Source organism: Nocardia sp. NPDC050712 (assembly GCF_040654295.1).
In the GTDB taxonomy this organism is placed as follows: domain Bacteria; phylum Actinomycetota; class Actinomycetes; order Mycobacteriales; family Mycobacteriaceae; genus Nocardia.
Window position 1 is genome coordinate 92,450 of the sequence record NZ_JBFAHT010000001.1, and the last position, 14,912, is coordinate 107,361.

General features: G+C 68.1%; 11 protein-coding genes. 3 read left to right on the plus strand and 8 right to left on the minus strand.

Annotated features, from left to right (window positions below):
- Nucleotides 1-5 precede the first annotated feature (5 nt).
- Nucleotides 6-812, minus strand: coding sequence for an MOSC N-terminal beta barrel domain-containing protein (locus AB0H76_RS00460; RefSeq protein ID WP_357315266.1), 807 nt, complete (start codon nt 810-812; stop codon nt 6-8).
- Nucleotides 813-1,145: 333 nt separating this feature from the next.
- Here AB0H76_RS00460 and AB0H76_RS00465 point away from each other — a divergent pair, with 333 nt between their 5' ends.
- On the plus strand, nt 1,146-2,141 hold the full coding sequence (locus AB0H76_RS00465) for a phosphodiesterase (protein ID WP_357315269.1): 996 nt from the start codon (nt 1,146-1,148) through the stop codon (nt 2,139-2,141).
- Here AB0H76_RS00465 and AB0H76_RS00470 read toward each other — a convergent pair.
- Nucleotides 2,047-3,525: a stealth family protein gene (locus tag AB0H76_RS00470; RefSeq protein WP_357320248.1), complete on the minus strand. Its 1,479-nt coding sequence runs from the start codon at nt 3,523-3,525 to the stop codon at nt 2,047-2,049. The genes AB0H76_RS00465 and AB0H76_RS00470 overlap by 95 nt on opposite strands.
- Nucleotides 3,526-4,120: 595 nt before the next feature.
- Here AB0H76_RS00470 and AB0H76_RS00475 point away from each other — a divergent pair.
- The gene (locus tag AB0H76_RS00475) at nt 4,121-4,618 is read left to right on the plus strand and encodes a hypothetical protein (protein WP_357315272.1); all 498 of its coding nucleotides are present in this window, start codon (nt 4,121-4,123) and stop codon (nt 4,616-4,618) included.
- Nucleotides 4,619-4,690: 72 nt separating this feature from the next.
- Complete coding sequence (locus tag AB0H76_RS00480) at nt 4,691-5,266, plus strand: TerD family protein (RefSeq protein ID WP_357315275.1); 576 nt, start codon at nt 4,691-4,693, stop codon at nt 5,264-5,266.
- On the opposite strand, the gene AB0H76_RS00485 is transcribed toward AB0H76_RS00480, so the two are convergent.
- The 6 genes from AB0H76_RS00485 to AB0H76_RS00510 all read right to left on the minus strand — a co-directional run bounded on the left by AB0H76_RS00485 (nt 5,263) and on the right by AB0H76_RS00510 (nt 14,516).
- Entirely contained in the window at nt 5,263-6,066 is an 804-nt protein-coding gene (locus AB0H76_RS00485; RefSeq protein ID WP_357315278.1) for an enoyl-CoA hydratase, read from the minus strand. The genes AB0H76_RS00480 and AB0H76_RS00485 overlap by 4 nt on opposite strands.
- Nucleotides 6,067-6,136: 70 nt before the next feature.
- Nucleotides 6,137-7,540 carry an MATE family efflux transporter gene (locus AB0H76_RS00490; RefSeq protein WP_357315281.1) on the minus strand — a complete coding sequence of 468 codons (1,404 nt, stop codon included), beginning with the start codon at nt 7,538-7,540 and terminating at the stop codon, nt 6,137-6,139.
- Between the two features lie 46 nt (nt 7,541-7,586).
- The gene (locus AB0H76_RS00495) at nt 7,587-8,618 is read right to left on the minus strand and encodes a cysteine synthase family protein (RefSeq protein WP_357315286.1); all 1,032 of its coding nucleotides are present in this window, start codon (nt 8,616-8,618) and stop codon (nt 7,587-7,589) included.
- 51 nt (nt 8,619-8,669) lie between these two features.
- Nucleotides 8,670-12,518 (minus strand): hypothetical protein, encoded by a 3,849-nt coding sequence (locus AB0H76_RS00500; RefSeq protein WP_357315289.1) that lies wholly within the window; start codon nt 12,516-12,518, stop codon nt 8,670-8,672.
- Nucleotides 12,509-13,519, minus strand: a complete 1,011-nt coding sequence (locus AB0H76_RS00505) for an ornithine cyclodeaminase family protein (protein WP_357315291.1) — start codon at nt 13,517-13,519, stop codon at nt 12,509-12,511. Before AB0H76_RS00505 ends, AB0H76_RS00500 begins: the two co-directional genes overlap by 10 nt.
- Nucleotides 13,491-14,516 carry a TauD/TfdA family dioxygenase gene (locus AB0H76_RS00510; RefSeq protein WP_357315294.1) on the minus strand — a complete coding sequence of 342 codons (1,026 nt, stop codon included), beginning with the start codon at nt 14,514-14,516 and terminating at the stop codon, nt 13,491-13,493. The genes AB0H76_RS00505 and AB0H76_RS00510 overlap by 29 nt, the downstream gene beginning before the upstream one ends.
- Nucleotides 14,517-14,912: the final 396 nt, after the last annotated feature.

Consider the following 14,912-nt stretch of genomic DNA (forward strand, 5'->3'; position numbering starts at 1 on the left):
TGCGTTCAGTGCACTACGAGCTCGTCGCCGAGAGTGATTGTGCCCGGGCGGTTTACGGCGACCTTGATGCCGAAGGTGACGCCGCCGCCCGGGTCCCGGCGGTAGCCGGCCAGGGTGCGCAGGGGCTCGGGGCCCGCGCGCTTGCCGGTGGGCTGGTCGACGACGGTGACCTGGCAGCGGACGTCGGGCTTTACCCACCGCAACTCGGTGCTGCCGAGGGTGAAGTCGCGGATGTCGTCTTCGGCGTAGGGGGTGGTCCAGCCGGTGACCACGATGTTGGGGCGGAAGCGCTCCATCGGGACCGGGGCGGCGCCATTGGCTTCGATGCGGGCGTTCAGGTCGTCCAGGGAGGCGTCCGAGGTCAGGTGCAGCGCGGTGGAGTCGGTGAAGGTGATGTCGCCGTGCCACTCGTCGACCGCGCGCTGGTGCTCCGGCGGAACGCGGACCAGGCGCACATCCTCCTCGAGCAGCGCACTGGCCCAGGCGGCGACCTCGTCACCCTGGTCGACGCCCGCACCCTCCCAGGTGTTGTGCACGTTCACGGTCAGGCGCGGCCCGTCCGACCGGATGTCGAGCGTGTGGGTTTCGTGGTCCAGCGCGCCGAGCGTGAGTTTGGCGCCGTCACCGGCCAACTCGGGCCGGATCACCGAGAGCAGCGGGGTGCTGCGCTGGCTGCGGAACAGCCCGTCGGGACGGACGAACATGAACGCGCGATCGTGCACGACCCCGGTCGGCAGGATCTCCGCGCGGGTCAGCGGGGTGCCCGCGCAGCCTTTGATCGGGTAGAGCCAGAGCTCGGAGACAGTAGCCACCGGATCAGCCTAACCGCGGTGACCGGGAAACTCTGTCCGCCATCGTGTCCCGCGCTCGCTCGGAAACGGCTGTCATTCGGGTCCGGCTGGAAGTTGGCCCGGGAGTAAACGGTGTGGTCGCTAGGGGCGATGACACGTACACCAACCTTTTCGGCTCGAGCGTCCGACACCGAAATCTCACCTTCTCGCAAGTGTGTCGTCACCGTATGCCGGGAATCCTGTAAACGGGCCTTCGCTATCCTGGCGGCGGAACCCGAAGCCAAATCCGTGGCGACTGCTCGCAGGTCGCTCGAAATGATCGGCGGGCTACCCGCCGGGAGGGACCTCGGTCCGGTGCGCATCAGCAGAGTCGCGGAGCACCCGCGACCGAATCATGTGTTGTTCCACTTCAGCGACACCCACCTGGTCGCCGGCGACGGCGATCTATACGGTGCCGTCGACGCAGAGCAGCGTCTGCGCCAGGTCATCGACCAGGCGGCGGCCACCCATATCCGGCCGACCGCGATCGTGTTCACCGGCGATCTCACCGACAAGGGTGAGCCGGGCGCCTACGACAAGCTGCGCGCGATCGTGGAGCCGTTCGCGCGGCACATCGGCGCCCCGATCGTGTGGGTGCAGGGCAACCACGACGATCGCGGCACCCTGCGCCGCAAGCTCCTGCGCGAACGGGCCTCGACGGCCCCGCTGGACCGGGTGCACATGATCGACGGCCTGCGGATCATCGCGCTGGACACCTCGGTGCCCGGCCACCACTACGGCGAGATCTCCGGCGCGCAGCTGGACTGGCTGCGCTCGGTGCTGGCCACGCCCGCGCCGTTCGGCACCATCCTGGCGATGCACCACCCGCCGGTGCCGTGTGTGATGGATCTCGCAGTGACGGTCGAGCTGCGCGAACAGCGCCGCCTGGCCGATGTGCTGGACGGTAGCGACGTGCGCGCGATTCTGGCCGGCCATCTGCACTACTCGACGTCGGCGACCTTCGCGGGCATCCCGGTCTCGGTCGCCTCGGCCACCTGCTACACCCAGGATCTGGGCGTCGCCGACGGTGGCCAGCGCGGCCGCGACGGCGCCCAGGCGTTCAACCTGGTGCACGTCTACCCGGAAACCGTGGTCCATTCGGTCGTGCCGGTCGAGAAGGGCCCGACCGTCGGTACACCGGCCACCCCGGCGGAGACCGAGGCGCGGCTGGCCGAGGCGGGCATCGTCATCCCGCCCGCGGCCAAGATCCCGCTCTTTATGCAGCGCCCGCAGCCGGCTGAGCCCGACCCGCCCCGCCGACTCCGTCCGCAGCCATCTTCAGAGGAATCGGACGACGAGTCGGTGCACTGATCCCGCGCCGCTCCCACGGCGCCGGGTCCGGGAAGTAGTTGGCGAGGAAATCCGATACCCGCTGTGTCCGTTCGGCTTCGGACACTTCGGGGAAGCTGCCGTCGTTCAGGCAGAAGAAGTCGACGTCGCGGTCGCGCCCCAGCCCGTCGAGCAATTCGAGCCCGGCGTGGCCGGTGGTGTCGACATAGCGCATGTGCGCCTGTTCCTGCGGCACCGCGCGCCCGGTGAGCAGCGCGTAGTAGTGGTAGAGCGAGTTGGTGACCGAGATATCGGTGGCGGCGCGGAACCGGCTGGTCCGGGTGCGGGCGAAGTCGGCCGCGAACACCTCTTCCATCTCGTGTAATACGCTGCGGGACAACGGCACCGGCGTGTGCTCCAGATGTCGCGTGATGACGTGCCCGAACCGGTCGGCCAGCAGCGCGCGATTCACGCGCGCGGCGTTCTCGAACCCGCTGCGCCGCTCGTGATTACGGCCCGGTCCGATCCGGGTGTCGGCCTCGATGAACCGGCTGATCCCCGCCGGGGAGAAGAACATCGACGGGCGCACCGGCCGGGCGAAGAACATGTCGTCGTTGGAATACAGGAAGTGCTCGGACAATCCGTCGATGTGCTGCAACTGGCATTCCACCGCATGGGAATTGAAGATCGGCAGTCCGCTGGTGTCGCTGAAATGGTCGACCGCGCGCACCACGGTCACCTTCGGATGCTCCGAAAGCCAGCTCGGGACAGCCGAGTCCGTGGCGATGAAGATGCGCCGGATCCAGGGCGCGTTCTTGTGCACCGCGCGCAGGGCGTACTTCAGCTCGTCGATCTGGCGGATCCGGGCGTCGGCGTCGTCGCCCTCGCCGACCACCACCTGGGCCAGCATCCCCGCGCGGCGGGCCCGGAATTCCGGGTCGGAACCGTCCACCCAGGAGAACACGATGTCGATGTCGAAGCCGACATCGGTGGGCTGCGGCGCGAACATGCCCGCCAGCGTCGGCCAGACCCGGTCGAACAGCCGGACCTGGATGTAGTCCACATCGGCGACATCGAAGACGTTGCGGGTCAGGGCATTAGGGCGGGGGCATTCGACAGTGTCGCCGTGGTACTCCCACAGCTCGAGTTCCACATGGTGGGCCGGATCGTGATCGCGGCCGATGCGGAAGACATTGTGCGCTAACTCGATACAGGAGAACCCGGAGGCTACGGCGGTGGCGGTGACCCGGCGCACCATGGCCTGATGCGCGGCGTCCGCGGCCAGCCCCAGCCGGTGCCCGCTGTCCCGGATCAGCACGAACGGCACCTCGGCCGCCGCCAATTCGGTGCGCAGGTATGCCAAGTCGTCGATCGTCGCCTGCGAGGCCGCCAAGTTTCCGGCCAGCTGCACGGCGCCGGCCAGCATTGCCGGGTTCACTGCTCCCATATCCATCATCGGTGGTGTTCGCTCCGTTCGTATGTCGTGATCCATGACTGATCCCCCCGGGGCACCGCGCCGGAGGCCGGAGATCGGCCCTGCCGATGCCTCGAGGGCATCGGCTGACAGGCCGCCGGGACCGGCGCGGTCAGAGTCAGGGATTCGGAACGGTGCCGTAGGGCAGGAACGAATCGGCAGGCCGATATTCGGACGGCAGGTTGACCATGTCGTTCTCACCTCACTCGCTCACCGGACGCCCGTAGCGGCGTCATGGGCGAGTGCTGTCCAGCGCACGGCGGGCGACCGAGCGTGGCGACAGCACACGCAGGGCCGGACAGCCATCGGCCGGCGAAAGAAGAACTCCTGATGAACACAGGGTTGCTACGAATGATGCATCGTTCTCGGCCGTCCGTCAATCGTACAGTGTGCGCCGCCCCTGGCAGGCGGCCCGGAGGTCTAATGAGGCAAGCCTTGCCTGGTCAGGGCACCTCGCCGAAAGATCACGCACACCAGCGAGCAAGGGCCACAGCGCTTTAGACTGGCAACAGTGCGACCCCAAGCAACGATTCGCGAGGTGACGAAGATGGCAGCAGGAGCGACTCCCGCGCAACGTCAAGACCACTCGACCGATGGGTCCGCCATGGAACACCCCGAACTCGACGCATTACCGAATTGGCCGCGCGACACCATCGCGGTCCTGGTCACCACCGACCCCGCTCCGCACGCGATTCCGGTGTCCTGGCCGGTGCGCGCCGGTGATCGGCGCATCCTGCTCAGCCTCAAGTTCGACCGCGGCTCGCTGGCCCGGTTGCGCAAGCAGCCCGACATCGCGTTGCTGATCCTGGGCGGCGGCAACGTGGCGCTGTGCGCGCGCGGCAAGGCGCAGGTGATCGCCGAGGAGATGCCGGGCGCCGAGGATTACGTGGCGGTACAGCTGGACGTCGAAGTCATCGACGACCATCGGCAGTCGGCTTTCGCTGTGGCCCAAGGCATTCAGCGCAACATCCTGGACCAGAGCGAGCTGGACGCGCTACAGGGCAGAGTGGCGACCTTGCGACAATGGGCCGAGACGCCGAACTGAGCCGACAAACTCCGGGTCAGCGGGAATAATCAGGATGGAAGGCGGCGCAGGCGCGCCGAACGGAAGGGGATCATGTCCGTCACACTCGCCAAAGGCGGCAACGTCTCGTTGTCGAAGCAGGCGCCGAACCTCACCAATGTCGCGGTGGGCCTCGGTTGGGACACGCGCACCACCACCGGTGCCGACTACGACCTCGACGCGAGCGCGCTCGCGACCGGGGCGAATCTGAAGGTGCTGTCGGATCAGCACTTCATCTTCTACAACAATCTGAAGTCGCCGGACGGCAGCATCGAGCACACCGGTGACAACCTGACCGGTGAGGGCGAAGGCGACGACGAGGTGATCAACGTCAACCTCGCGGCGGTGCCGCCGTCGATCACCAACATCTTCTTCCCGGTCTCCATCCACGACGCCGACGCCCGCGGCCAGTCGTTCGGTCAGATCCGCAACGCCTTCATCCGCGTGGTCGATCGCAGCAACGGCGCCGAACTGGCCCGCTACGACCTCTCTGAGGACGCTTCCACCGAGACCGCGATGGTCTTCGGCGAGCTCTACCGGCACGGCGGCGAATGGAAGTTCCGCGCCATCGGCCAGGGCTACGCCTCCGGGCTCGGCGGCATCGCGCGGGATTACGGCGTCAACATCTAGTCCTGGTAGTTCGGCGGGCGGCGGTCCTTGCGGGCGCGCATCGCCTCGTCGAAGTTCTCGGTCGTCAGGCGCACGTAGATCTGCGCCATACCTTCGTGCTGCATGTGGGATTCGAAGCTGCCGGCTTCCATCCCACTCCACAGCATGCGCTTGGTGAGCTCGGTGCCGACGCGGCTGTAGCGCAGGATCTGCTCGGCCAGGTCGTAGCTGGTCTCCAGGAGCTTGTCGCCGGGGACCACCCGCGAAACCAGCCCGATCCGTTCGGCTTCGACCGCGTCGACATCGCGCCCGGAGAGCATGATCTCGAAGGCCCGCGAGGATCCGATGGCGCGCGGCAGCAGGTAGCTGAAGCCGAGTTCCGCCGAGGTGAGGCCGTTGTTGATGCCGGCGGCGCGAAAGTGGGCGCCCTCGGCGGCGAGGCGGATGTCCGCCCCGACGCTGAGACAGAAGCCGCCGCCGATGGCCGCGCCGTTGATCGCCGCGATCACCGGCTGGTGCATCCGCCGCAGGGCCAGCATGACGTCGTTGAACAGGTCCATCGACCGCCGCGCGATGCTGGTGCGGGTCAGCCCGGCCACACCCGGGATGGCGCCGGAGTGCTGGAGATCGGCGCCCGAGCAGAAGCCCTCGCCCGCACCGGTGAGCACGACCACGCGCACGTCGTTGTCGGCCGCGACGGCCTGCAAGGTCTCCCGCAGCGGCACCATGACGTCGAAGGCCATGGCGTTCATCCGATCCGGCCGGTTGAGCGTGATCAGCGCGACGTGCGGGCGCGGCCTGGAGACGATCACGAACGACATGGGAACTCCTGCATCCAGAACTGAAACCTGTTCTAGAACCTACGCGAGGAGCGGGCCCGATGTCCCGGGATCAGCCGGTGCTGGACAGGGTTTTGGTGAGCAGCGGGAGCTGATCGCGCTCCTTCTCGTCCAGCAGCGCGAAGTAGCGGCGCAGCATCAGCACGGCGGTGGTCGCCAACCCCGCGGTCAGGCCCCACCAGACGCCCGCCGCGCCCAGACCCACCGGGAACGCGAGGAACAGGGCGCTCGGCAGGCCGACCAGCCAGTACCCGATCAGCGACAGCCGGAACCCGGCGTTGGTGGCGCCCAGGCCGCGCAGCAGGCCGGTGCCGATGTTCTGCGCGGCATCGAAGAACTGCAGCACGATGCCGATCAGCAACAGGCTGCGGGCGATATCGAGGGTGTGGGTATCGCCGGGCTCCAGGAACGGGCGCAGCACCAGATTCGGGATGACGACGTAGGCCACGCCGGTGAGTGCCGCGACCACCGCCACCTGCCGCAGCGCCAGCCAGGAGATCGCCTTCGCGTGCGGATACTCATCACGCGCCACGGCACTGCTGACCAGGATCGACGCACCGTGCGACAGGCCGATCGCGACCTGGAAGACGATGTAGATGATCTGGTAGACGACATTGTGCGCGGCCAGCGCGGCCGGGCCGATGCTGCCCATGACCAGCGCGAGCACCGAGAACATGCCCGCCTCGGAGCCGTAGGTCAGCGCGATCGGGGTGCCCAGCTTCAGTTCGTCGCGCACCGCGGGCCAGTGCACCGGCCAGGGGCGCACCGCGAGCCGCGGCCCGAGTTCGGCGTCGTAGCGCACCATCGCCCAGAAGACGCCGAAGGTGATCAGGTAGACCAGCGAGGTCGCGACGCCGACGCCGGTGAGGCCGAGCGCGGGCAGTCCGGCCCAGCCGTGGATCAGCGCGAGCGCGAGCACGAGATTCAGCGCGACCGAGCCGAGCGTCACCAGCAGCAGCGCTTTCGGGCGCTGCATGCCGACGGTGTACTGGCGCAGCACCTGGAACCACAGGCAGGGCAGCAGTCCCGGTGCGAGCGCGATCATCAGCGGCCGCGCGTCGGCCAGCACGCCGGCGTCCTGGCCCAGCCAGTGCAGCGACCAGCCGAGCCCGATGAGCAGGACGCCGCCGAGAATGCCCGCGATCGTGGCGATCAGGAAACTCGACCGCACCACGTCCCGGATCGCGCGATCGGCCGAGCCGCCGTGCTTGCCGGAGGTACTCGTCTCGGCGGCGATCCGGTTGCCGGTGCCGGTGATCAGCCCGACGCACATGGTCCGGATCTGGTTGAACAGCACCAGCGCCAAGCCGCCCGCGGCGACCTGACGCACCCCCAGGGTGCCCATCAACGCGATATTCGTCGTGGAGACCGCGATCTGCGCCAGCTGGGTCAGCGCGATCGGCGTCGCCAGCGCGGTGAGCCGCTTGGAGTCGGCGCGGTACTGCGACAGGATCACCGCGCACCTGCCGTGCGCGCTGCGGCCGATCGGCTCGCGGTGCGACTCATCCCGCGTTCACCAGCTGGGCGGCCCGCGCGGCGGGGGAGTAGCGGTCCAGCATCGCCAGCACCTCGCGTTCGGTACCGGCGTCGAGCAGGTCGCGGTCGTTCATCCAGTCGTCGTCGAAGACGGTGTCCAGGTACTTCTCGCCGCCGTCGCAGACCAGGGTGACCACGGTGGAACCGGGCGGGAACTCCTCGAGGCGGGTGAGCCCGGCGTGCACCGAGCCGCCCGCGGAGCCACCGATCATCAGGCCCAGCTTGGCGGCGACCGCGCGGGCGGTCGCGAAGGCCGCCACATCGGAGACCTTCACGCCCTCGTCGAGCAGCGAATAATCCACGGCGGTGCCGATGGTCGCCCCGGGCGGTGTGCCGGTGCCCGACTGCCAGTACGGCCCGCCCGGCCCGCCGAACGCGATCGACCCGACCGGCTCCACCCCGATCACTAGCGGAATGCAGCCGAGCTGACGCAGCCGGGTGGCGGTACCGAACAGCGAACCGCCGGTTCCCACCGCCGAGAGCAGAATGTCGACGCGTTCCACGTCGGCCAGCAATTCCTCGGCCACGGGGTAGTACCCGACCGCGTTGGCGTCGTTGTTGTGCTGCTCGGTGAAATACGCGTCCGGCAGCCCGGCCGCCATCGCCTCGGCCAGGTCTTCCCGGGCCGAGGTGGCCAGGTTGTCGTCGTCCTCGTCGGCGACGAACACCAGTTCCGCACCCATCGCTCGCATCGCTCGCAACTTGTCCTTACACGCGTGATGATCGACCACTGCAGTAAAGCGATACCCACGTTCGGCAGCAACTACCGCGAGTCCGAGGCCGGTGTTCCCGGACGTCGACTCGATGATATGCCCGCCACTCTTCAGCAAACCGCGCCGCTCGGCATCGTCCACCATGGCACGGGCCATTCGGATCTTCGCCGCGCCGGTCGGGTTGAACTGCTCGAGCTTCAGCAGTAGCCGGGTGCCGGTAGCGGTGCTGGCCAGTTCGAACAGCGGAGTGCGGCCGATCAGATCCGTCACGCGCGTGACGAGCATGGGTGTCTCCTCATCAAGGGTTTACGGGTGGTGCGGTGGGACCGGGATCGCTCAGGAGTCGAGCGTCCAGCGGAAGCGGTCCCCGGGTGCCTCGTGCACGACGACCTTCGGTGGAATCGGCAGGTCGTGGAAGGCGGATTCGTTCGAATCCATCTGGTAGCCCGCCGTATTCGGATAGACGAGCAGATCGCCCACCGCGGCCGGGCGGGGCAGCGGTATCCGCCGCCAGCTCAGCATGTCGGACTCCAGACAGGTGGCCGCACCGACACTGGCCGGTGTTGGTGCACCGGCGCGCCGCGGCCACAGCACCGGATCGGGCAGGAATTCGCTGTCGAACCACTGCTCGGACAGGCTCAGGCTGGTTCCATCCACGGTGAGCAGCTGATACGGCTCGCCGTGCGCGTGCCGGATCTTGCCGCCGCGAACCCGGAACACGGTGCTGCCCGCGCCGTCCAGCAGCGCCCGGCCCGGTTCGATCGCCAGCCGGATATCGTTGTCGCGCAACCGTTCGCCCAGGCCGTCGTGCTCCAGAATCGCCGACAGCATGGCCGGGCCGGGTGCCGGGAAGTGGTACGGATAAAACGATTCGAAGCGCTTACCGGCATGGAACCAGTCCGGGTTCACGCCCGCGGTGAACTCCTGCCAGGGCGCCTCGGGCAGATAATCGACGCCGAAGCCGCCGCCGATCGAGAGGGTGCCGGCCGGATGGCCGAAGGCACGCGCCGCCAGGCAGTGCTCGATCAGTGCCGCCGCCTGGGTGGTGCGGGCGGTCGCGTCATAGCCGGTGAGATGGAAACTGAAGCCCTCCAGCTGAATCGGCTTCAGCCCGACCGTGCCCGCGGACCCGATGGCCGACATCGCGGCCCCGATCTCCCGCTCGGACAACCCGAATCGACTGTCCGACCCGGCAGGCAGCACACGCAACAAGACCCGCGCCGCCGCGTCGGCGGACGCGATCCGCTCCAGCCGCGCCAACTCGTCGAGCGCATCGAGCGCGATCAACGCCCCGTGCCGCACCGCCAGCCACAGCAGATCATCCGACTTGGCCGGCCCCGTCACCATCAACTCGGCCCCACGCACACCCTGTGCCAGCGCGGACGTCAACTCCCCGACACTGGAAACATCGACACCCGTGCCGTTCTCCGCACAGACCCGAGCCACACACGCCGACTTGTTCGCCTTCTTGCCGTAATAGATCGCGCCATCCACCCCCGCATCCACGAACACCTCACGAAACCCGCGAATATTGCGCGCAACCCGCTGCGGATACATCACATGGAACGGACCACCCACCGCAAAACCGATGTCATCCAACAGATTCGGATCATCCAGAACCCGCTGCTCCCAGTCGTCCCGGTGCGCGGGCAGGGGCGCGGCGGAAATCCGCACGGCGGCTGGTGCTTCGGCCTTGGCCGCAGCCTTGGTGGCCGCGGCCCCAATCGCGGCATCCTCGGTCGCTTCGGCCCTGCTGACGGCAGCGTCGGGCGCTGTACCGTCGGTTGTCGCGGCCGTGGTCGCCGTATCGTCGGTTGCCGCAGCCTTGGTCGCCGTACCGTCGGCGGCCGCACCCTTGGTCGCTTCGGCCCCAATCGTGGCAGCGTCGGTCGCTTCGGCCCCGCTGACGGCAGCGTCGGGCGCCATACCGTCGGTTGCCGCAGCTGTGGTCGCCGTACCGTCGGTTGCCGCAGCTGTGGTCGCCGTACCGTCGGTTGCCGCAGCTGTGGTCGCCGTACCGTCGGTTGCCGCAGCCGTGGTCGCCGGACCGGCGGTCGCGGCAGCCTTGGTCGCTGCAGCTTTAGCGGCGGCAGCTTTGGTTGCTGCAGCCTTGGTCGCGGCAGCTTTGGTCGCTGCAGCCTTGGCGGTGGCGACCTTGGTCGCAGCAGCCTTTATCGCCGCGGCCCCAATCGCGGCAGCGTCGTGTGCTTCGGCCTCGGTCGCGGCAGCGTCGGTCGGCGCGGCACTGGTCGCGGTGGGTTCTCGAGTCGCGCTACCAGTTACCTCGGTGACGAGTCCTATTGCCGCAAGGTCAGCGGCTGTGCGCTTCTTCCACCTGGCGCGGCCGGCAGGCGGCTCCGCGAAGGCGCGCAGCGAAATCCGCTCCAGCACAGGCGTCTCGGCGACTTCGGCGGGATCCTTGATCTCAGTGTCTGTCGAAAGCGGGTCGGCCGCCGGAGCCGAGTCGGCTTCAGCATTACCGACTTCGCTCCCCAGCACCGCATCGCCATCGCCGGTCGCCTGCGGGGCTACCGGCTCGCCGATACTCGGCTCGGCATCTTCGGTCGAGTGACCGACGACGTCATCTGCATCATCTGACGAGTCATCAACAGCGGTGTCCGTCGATTCTTCGCTGAACTTATCGAGACTTGTTTCTTGCGAGCTCATTTCGCCGAGGATGGGCGATTCCAGGTCCTCGTCAGGTACCCGCTGCGCCTCGCCCGCCGCGTACGCGATGTCGTCTCCGTCAGCATCAGTGAGTGCTCCGCCGGCAACCGCGACCAGTGGTGTGTTGTCGGGATCAAAGCCCTGCGAGATCGATTCACCGGCGCCTGACTCGGCATCATCGGCCGAGCCAGCTCCGACGCCATCCTCAGCGCTCCTGTCGAGAGTCGGTTCTTGCGCTGTCATTTCGCCGACGGCGCGTGATTCCGCGTCCTCGTCCGAATGATGGCCCGGATCGACGGGGATGTCCTCATCGACGGGTTTCCGCGTCTCGTCCAGTGCGATCCCTGGAGTCGTATCGCCGAGATCGGTGGCTTGCGCCCCTACGTCGCCGACACCGGACCCGGCATCCTCGCTCGACTGGTCGGTCGTGCCGACGAGGTCGTTGCCGTCAGCTTCGGCCTGCGCCTCATCGGTTTCGGCGTCCGCTGTGGTGCTTTCGGACGCAAGGGCCCGCAAGGTTGCTTTGTCGCTGTCGCCAGGCTCGGCGTCATCGGTCGAACCGTCGGCTCCGGGGACACCGTCCTCGCCGACCTCAGCCGGAATTTCGGCCGCGACGGGTTCGGCGTCCACGTGATCGGGGGCGACTTCGGAACCTGTTTCCTGCGAGGTTGCGTCACTCGGAGCTTGATCGGTCGAGTCGATGACGTCATCGGCGGAGGCCGGGTTCGGCATTGCGGTTGCGATGGTCTCCGGCGGCGCGTCATCGAGGTTGGCGCCGAAATCGGTTTCCTGCGAGAGTGTTTCGTCGCTGGTCGACGGCTCGGTGTCTTCGTTGTGCGGGGACTCTGTTCGGTCCAGCATGTTGTCTGTCACGTCATCGGCGGTGTCGCCGAGAGCGATGGTCTGGTCGTCAGCACTATCGGTGGGCGCTTCGTCAGTGTCGGCAGTGAGTGGGACCTCGTCGAGCGAGGCCTCAGCCTCGAGAGCGTCGACAGCTGCCACTTCGTCTGTGGCATCTGTTATTTCATCGCCTGACTTGGCATCTTCCAGCTCAAAGGTCGCCGGTTCGGCAGCAGCTGAAACCTCCGCATCGATCGATGCGGAGGTCGGAGCTTCCTCTGCCTCGGCGGAAATCGTGTCGGCTGACGCGGCGTCGTCGGCGATGGCGCTGACCGCCACCGCTTCCTTCGCGCAGAACTCGTTCAGCGGATCGTCGGACGCAACCGAATCCCGGGCGGCGGGTGCCGTTTCGGCGGCAGCGGAAACCGGTTCGGAAACAGGGGTTTCGGCCGGTTGTGCCCGCTTGCGGGGCTTGCGCTTCTTGCGTTCGGTTTTTCCGGCGACGGTGTCCGTCGGCTCGACGCGGGGTTCGGGGGCGGCCGGTTCGGTGGGGCTGTCCGGGACGGGGCTCGGAATGCCTGGGTCGTGGTCGACCGGTCCGGGCCCCATGTCGAACAGCGCCAGGTCGTCGGTATCGAACAGCCCTAAGGTCAGTTCGGCGGTGGCGTCTAATCCCACAGGGGCACCTCCGTGCCGCGTCCTTCGGCGATCGCACGCTCGGCAAGGGCGTGCGCGACTGCGATATCGGTGAGCACGAGTCCAGAGTTGTAGACGAAGATCTTCTCTTCGTCGCTGCGGCGCGCCACGGCACGGCGGGACAATATTTGCGGCAGTTCCGCGTCCACGGTCCGCAGCCGCCCGTCCGGGCCCGCCATATCGGTGCCCGTGAGCTGCATCTGCTCGGCGCTGGTGGCGACCACCCGATCGGCCTCCACCAGCGTCGACGGCGCCAGCCCGTACCCGACCAGCACCGCCGTCGCCCCCGGTGCCAGGTCGGCCGCTTCGAGCGCGACCTCGGTGCCGGGGCCCGCGGTCGCCAGCACCACGTCGGCGTGCGCGGCGGCCGCGCGCGCGTCGGTGACGGTCTCCAGCAGCGCGTGCGGATGATGCTCGGCCAGCTGCCGGTGCACCGCGTCGATGCCCTCCGGGTGCGTGCCGTAGAGCATCAGCTTGCGCAGCCCGGGGTTGGCGGCGAGCAAGTGCGGCAGGGCATTGCGGCCCTGGGTTCCGGTGCCGATGAGCAGCACGCTCTCCGCGCCGCGGCGCATGGTCTCGCGCACCAGCAGCGCCGAGACGGCGGGGGTGCGCAGCGCGCCGACGCGCGCACAATCCATCATCGCGATCGGCGCGCCGGTGGTGTCGTCGTAGAGCGTGATGGTGGTGTAGTACCGCTTGGTGCTGCGATCGTGCCCGGGATCGAACTTGTAGGAGGTCTTCATCGCCACGACCCGCCGCCGGCCGTCCCGGCCGAGCATCGCGTAGGCCACCGACCAGCCGTCCGGATTCGCCACGCTGAGTTTGCGTGGATTGTCCGAAAGGCCCTCGGCGAACGCGAGATACGCCTCTTCCACCGCTCGCACCACGTCGTGCGGCGTGATCGGTACGGCGGCCAGATCGGTACGGCTCAGCACGCGCAGCGGCGTGGCTCGATCACGAGTGTTCAACGGATCCTCGATCATTTCGGTCCCAACCTGATCCCGCCACCGCGTCCGTTCGGACAGCGAATGGGGCGACAATCCGCTGTCCATACCCATTCTCGTCGGCTTCGGCGGCGCGGCGCCGCCGTTCGGGCAGGCGGATGTTGACGCGCTTGAGCCAGCGATCGGTGCCGTCGTACCGCGCGGTGAACGGCACCCGGCCGTGCACGGCGACATCGTTGTCCACGAGCAGCAGTTCGCCCGGGTGCAGCGCGGCGGTGACGCAGACGCGTTCCAGCTCGGCGGTCAGGCGCGCGTAGGCCTGGCGGAATTCCGGGCCCGCATCGTCGAGCGGGGTGTAGGCGGGGTCGTAGCGCAGGGTGAAATCGGCTGCGCTGCCCGGTATTTCGGACCAGATGGTGGGCAGCGGCGGCGCGGTGTGGCGTTCGTGCCCGGACCCGTAGGAGACGTCCGGCAGGATCGGCAGCGTCGGCGTTTCCAGCAGCCGGTGCTCGGCCGCGGTGAGCTCGACCCGCCGCACCGAGGAGACGGTGGTGCCCACCAGGTCGGGGTTGCGCAGGCAGCCGAGCATCAGCAGGTTCGCCCGCTGCGGGTGGAAGGCGTCCTCGGAGTGCGGGCAGAGCAGCGTCTTGCTGCTCGCGCCGGACTGCTCGTCCTCGTGGCCCGGCGTGGGCAGAATATTGTTGACCAGGCGACCGTCCTGCTGGCCTTGCCAGCCGAAAGGCTCACCGGCACAACGCGCGAGCAGCAGCATGACGATGTCGAGTTCGCTCCAGCGCACCGCCTCGCGCCAGCTGTGCGGGGTCGGCCCGAGCTCGTCGTCGGACAGCGGCAGGCGGCTGACGATGGTGGCGCCGGCGGTGGTGGCCGGTGCGCGCATGGCCGTGCGCACGGCGGCGGGCAATTCGGCGGCCCGGCGGTCGATGTGCTCGGCCAGCGCCGGATTGGTCAGCGCGCGGCCGACACCGCCGGGCTGGGCCGCCAATGTGGTGCAGATCTCACGTGCGAGCGCACGCACCGCGTGTCCGGCCTCCGGGGGGAGCTCGCGTCGTTCGATATCCTGTGGGTGAAGCGTCTTACGTTCGGAGAGAACGCTTTTCACCAGGAGGTCCCTTCTTCGCATCAGTCGAAAAGCGGGTGAAGACGTATCGCACTGCGAAGCTAGTACCTCGCGCTGCCTTAAGCAAGGCTTACCTAAGCGAGTCGTGAAAAATAGCGAAGACGCATGAAAGGGTAAGGCTCGAGGCGGGTCCGATCCAAAGCGGCACCTCGTTCCGGGTGTGGCGCCGCTCTGACCAGCGAATTCCCTAGGGGTGCCACGCTGTTAAGGAGGCTTACGCCAATGGTGCGCGGATGTTGCCGGCGGAGCGATTCGCGGGTCGGGCCGGGCGCAAGTGTGGCGAGAACCGCAGTG

Excerpts from the sequence above, each read along its gene's own strand:
- AB0H76_RS00470 (WP_357320248.1), bottom strand. The coding sequence starts at position 3,525 with ATGCTGGCCGGCGCCGTGCAGCTGGCCGGAAACTTGGCGGCCTCGCAG.
- AB0H76_RS00495 (WP_357315286.1), bottom strand. The coding sequence starts at position 8,618 with ATGCTCGTCACGCGCGTGACGGATCTGATCGGCCGCACTCCGCTGTTC.
- AB0H76_RS00475 (WP_357315272.1), top strand. The coding sequence starts at position 4,121 with ATGGCAGCAGGAGCGACTCCCGCGCAACGTCAAGACCACTCGACCGAT.
- AB0H76_RS00480 (WP_357315275.1), top strand. The coding sequence starts at position 4,691 with ATGTCCGTCACACTCGCCAAAGGCGGCAACGTCTCGTTGTCGAAGCAG.
- AB0H76_RS00505 (WP_357315291.1), bottom strand. The coding sequence starts at position 13,519 with ATGATCGAGGATCCGTTGAACACTCGTGATCGAGCCACGCCGCTGCGC.
- AB0H76_RS00485 (WP_357315278.1), bottom strand. The coding sequence starts at position 6,066 with ATGTCGTTCGTGATCGTCTCCAGGCCGCGCCCGCACGTCGCGCTGATC.